A 3,745-nucleotide genomic window follows, 5' to 3' on the forward strand; every position below is an offset into this window, starting at 1 on the left:
GTGCGCATCGTCACCACACCATCCACCAGCTTCGTGTTCAAAGATCCGTATCGCACCTGACCGGTTGCAGAAACGTCCACTTTCCTGCCTTCCGGCATTTCTTTGTCCAGGAATCGTTTCGTGATCAGGTTGATCACTCCCATAAATGCGTTGGCACCGTACATGGTTGAAGCCGGTCCGTAAATCACTTCAACCCGCTCGATATCCGACAATGCATACTGACGTGAAATGGGAATATTGTCTGAATTCAGGTCGTTTTCTTCTACGCCGTCAACCAGCAGAATCGTGCGGTCGTTGGAAGTGGAGCGATACCCGCGCTGGTAAAATGTGACGTAGGAAGGTCCATTGCCCCTGATCACATCAAAACCCGGAATGTCGCTCAGCATCTGGGTCAGGTCCTTGTATCCTCTTTTGATAATGTCAGACTGCGTCAAAACAGTTACGGTAGCAGGTACCTGCAACAGGTTTTCGGCTTTTTTGGAAACCGACGTAATCTGGATAATGCGGTCCATCAGATCCTTTTGCTGCGCCACCAGGTCTTTGAACTGCGGCAGTGCGGAGAACTCAGGCTCATAGTTTTGGTTCGCGATCAAAAGGTTGCGCACCGCCTGCGCGGCTTGCGGGAGCGAGTCCAGCGCGAGGTAAGTCAATGCGATGATCTTGTAACCCTGTACTTGCGCGTTAGGTGAGAATTTTGTTTTAAGACAAGGGTTTAATATCTGAAATACCTCATCGAAATTACCGGTCCTGTACTTTCTGTCTGCTTCCGGAACAATCACCGACGCGTCGCAATCTCCTTGCGCGAATGCACTTTGGGTAAGTGTGAGAATGCCGGTAAAAACGAGTAGTAAAATTTGCTTCATCGCGTGCCTATCTGATATTTCGGGATAGCTTTTCGTAAGGAATATCCTTGCCGATATATTGGTCCCATTCTTCTTCTGTCAAATCCCTTTTCACTTTTTTAGAAACCTCGGCGAACAGGTCGGCGGAATTGATATCCCATACACGCACCGTTTTGTCGGCACCAGTCGCCAGTAACTTATTGCCGTCGCCGGTAAAGCGGATATCCATTACCCAGTAGTCGAAATCGTTCAGTACCACAGGCTGTTGTTTCGAAAGATCTTCTCTCGTGCTCCAAATCCGGATTTTCCAGTCGTAGCAGGCTGTTGCAATGCGGCTTCCGTCAGGGGTGAATGCAATTTTGGTAATCCCGGAAGTATGCGTTCCCTGCGTGCCAGAAATGGAATTCGGTACAGGTTCGTCTCCCTGCATTCTTGCATTGTAAAGCATTCCCGTACTTGTCCCGAAATACAGGTGCTTGCCGTCGGGCGACAGCGCCATGGAAATCAGCCTGCCGCGCATATTGCCGGTGCTATACTCAGTAGGTTTTGCATCCGCTTTGTCAATATCCAACCGCATGATCTTGCCCGTCCCTGTACCAAAAAACAGGTACGGGCTGCCGGGCAATGCAGCGACGCAGGAAATCTCCGCACCGAGGCTGATGTTTTTGATGATATCCAGCTTCTTTTCACTGATATCCCATATTCTCACCTGTCCCGAAGAGCTGGTAGAAACCAGGCGCGGCTTGCTGTTTACTTCCCTGTTTAGCAATGAAAGAATGATCCCGTCGTGCGCTACCAGCGTTTTGGTAGGTGCGCTGCCGGGTGCAAAATTGTCCCAGCGTACAAGCTGCCCATTTGATGAACCTGTAAATGCAGCTTTGCCGTCGGGAGTGAGATAAAGAGAGCGGATACTCTTGAAAGTCTGCCGCGGGTTCCGGAATGTGACAGGCCTGGTGGCAGGTACAAGGTAGTTCCACAAGTTAACAACTCCATCGTCGCCCGCACTGGCAAAAGTCGGGTTACCAGGCCGCGACTCGGCCACTACCCGTACGATATCATTGTGCCCGATCAGCGTGGCTTTGGCTCCCGCCGCTTTGGACAATGCATTAAAAATGTCTGGATTTTCACGCTCTCCGCCATTTTTAAGGTTAAAATCATAAGCTTTCAACGCCAGCAATGCAGCCAGATCGTCGCCTGCCGGCATTTGGAAAGATTGAATGGCGATAAAACGCGCCACTGCTTTTGAGCGCTGTTTCAATGCATCATTACGCGACGATTCCGCTTCCTTTTGCGCCCGCTGTGCGAGTACTTTCTGCTGTTCCGAATCCTTTTGCGCACTTACTGCATATTCCTTTTGTACTTCTGTTTCTTTTTGTGACTGAACAGCCGCCCGCCGTGCATCATCAGCTTGTACCTTTTGTTCCTCAGCCACTTGCCGCGCTGCTTTGGCTGCTATACTTTCCTTTACTGCCTTCTCCTGCTCTCTTACTGCAATTGCCTTTTGCTCTTCTGTCAATGCTTTCTGAAGTTCGGCAAACGTACCTTGCTGCTCGGCTATTTTCTTTTGGGAAATGGCTTCGCGCGTCTGGTCTTCGGCGCGTTTTCTTTCTTCCAATGCGAGACTTTCCTTTTCGAGAGCCGTTTTTTCGCTTTGCTGCGCCTGCGTCCGGAGTACCAATGCGATAATCAGGAAAAGCAGTGATACCAGCGAGCTGACGCCGAGCACAGATGCAAATACGCGTGCTTTACGTAATTCTTTTTTCTGGCGGTCTTCTTTGAGCCTGACTTCCAGCTCGTATTGCTTTTTACTGTAATCGAGAAAATTAATGGCGCGCTCAAAAAACGGATCATACCGCTGCGCCCATTCCAAAGTAGGCTCGCTTTCTTTCAGCCACTTCAATCCCATCGCCAGCTCCGGGTTCACCCATAAGCCAGTACGCCCTTCCTGGTAGAGAAGGGCTGAATAACTCAGTTGTTTGTATAGTTTGGCAGATTCCAGTTCCTCCTCAATCCACTTCCGGCACCTGTCCCAGAAGGTCAGGATTTTTTCAACCGAAACATCAATAATGGAATCGTGATCAATTTTGACGCCCGGCTTCGGGGTCAGGAACGATACCCCATTTTTCCTGAAAACCATGATCACATCAATGAGCAGGTAGTCGGGTATCCCGGTGATCTGGATGATTTCTTTTAATGCAGTGGGGTGCAGGGACGAAGTATCGCTCGGCCCGAGCACGATCAGCGATTTGAAAAGTTTTGCCGCTGCAATCCGTCGTTTTTCATCCAGCTGCTGGGTGAAAATTTCTTCCGCGTGCATGGTAATGGACTGCTGCATCGTCCCGATCGCCTCATAATCCGAGCGTGAAACGGGCACTGCATTTGCTTTGGTACTGCGCCAGCGCTCCCAGGTACGCATTAATGCATGTTGCAGAATGGGCAGGTAATCGGGATTTTCGGCAAGTTCCCGCAGCAGAGTCGCTACTAGTTCAGGCTCGATAGTTGCGCCGAAAGCATTTACCGGCCCCTCAATCACCTGCTGCAACTCGGCGGGGTTCATTTTGGGCAGCAGGTAATAGCCTCTGTTAATTACCTCTGTCAACCCGTTAAACTCCGTGCAGTGATCGAGATAGTCCGACCGCATGGTAATTACAGCATGAATGGGCAATTGCCGCTGGTTGATTAGCGCCAGCAGCAATTGGACAAATGCGGCAGTACTGCTTTTCCCGGTATTATCATCGGCAAGCTCGTACCTGAAAAGCTCCTCAAACTGGTCTATAACCAGCAAAACCCTGCGATCGCGAATGGTCGAAAGCAGGTGAAGTGCTGACTGCGGATTTCTGGAAAACTCCTTTTCAAGCTGCACAGCGTCACGTTCGTCCCACTCAGGATCTTCGGAGCGCATC

General features: G+C 50.3%; 2 protein-coding genes. Both read right to left on the reverse strand.

What is annotated here, in order from left to right; genetic code table 11:
- Positions 1–863, reverse strand: an 863-nt coding sequence (locus tag ACTIE6_RS16275) for a TonB-dependent receptor (RefSeq protein ID WP_439557647.1), incomplete at its 3' end; no start/stop codon positions are given.
- Positions 864–870: 7 nt separating this feature from the next.
- The coding region (locus tag ACTIE6_RS16280) for an nSTAND1 domain-containing NTPase (protein ID WP_439557648.1) at positions 871–3,745 on the reverse strand (2,875 nt) is incomplete at its 5' end.

The sequence above is a fragment of the Dyadobacter sp. genome, from assembly GCF_051859145.1.
In the GTDB taxonomy this organism is placed as follows: Bacteria; Bacteroidota; Bacteroidia; order Cytophagales; family Spirosomataceae; genus Dyadobacter.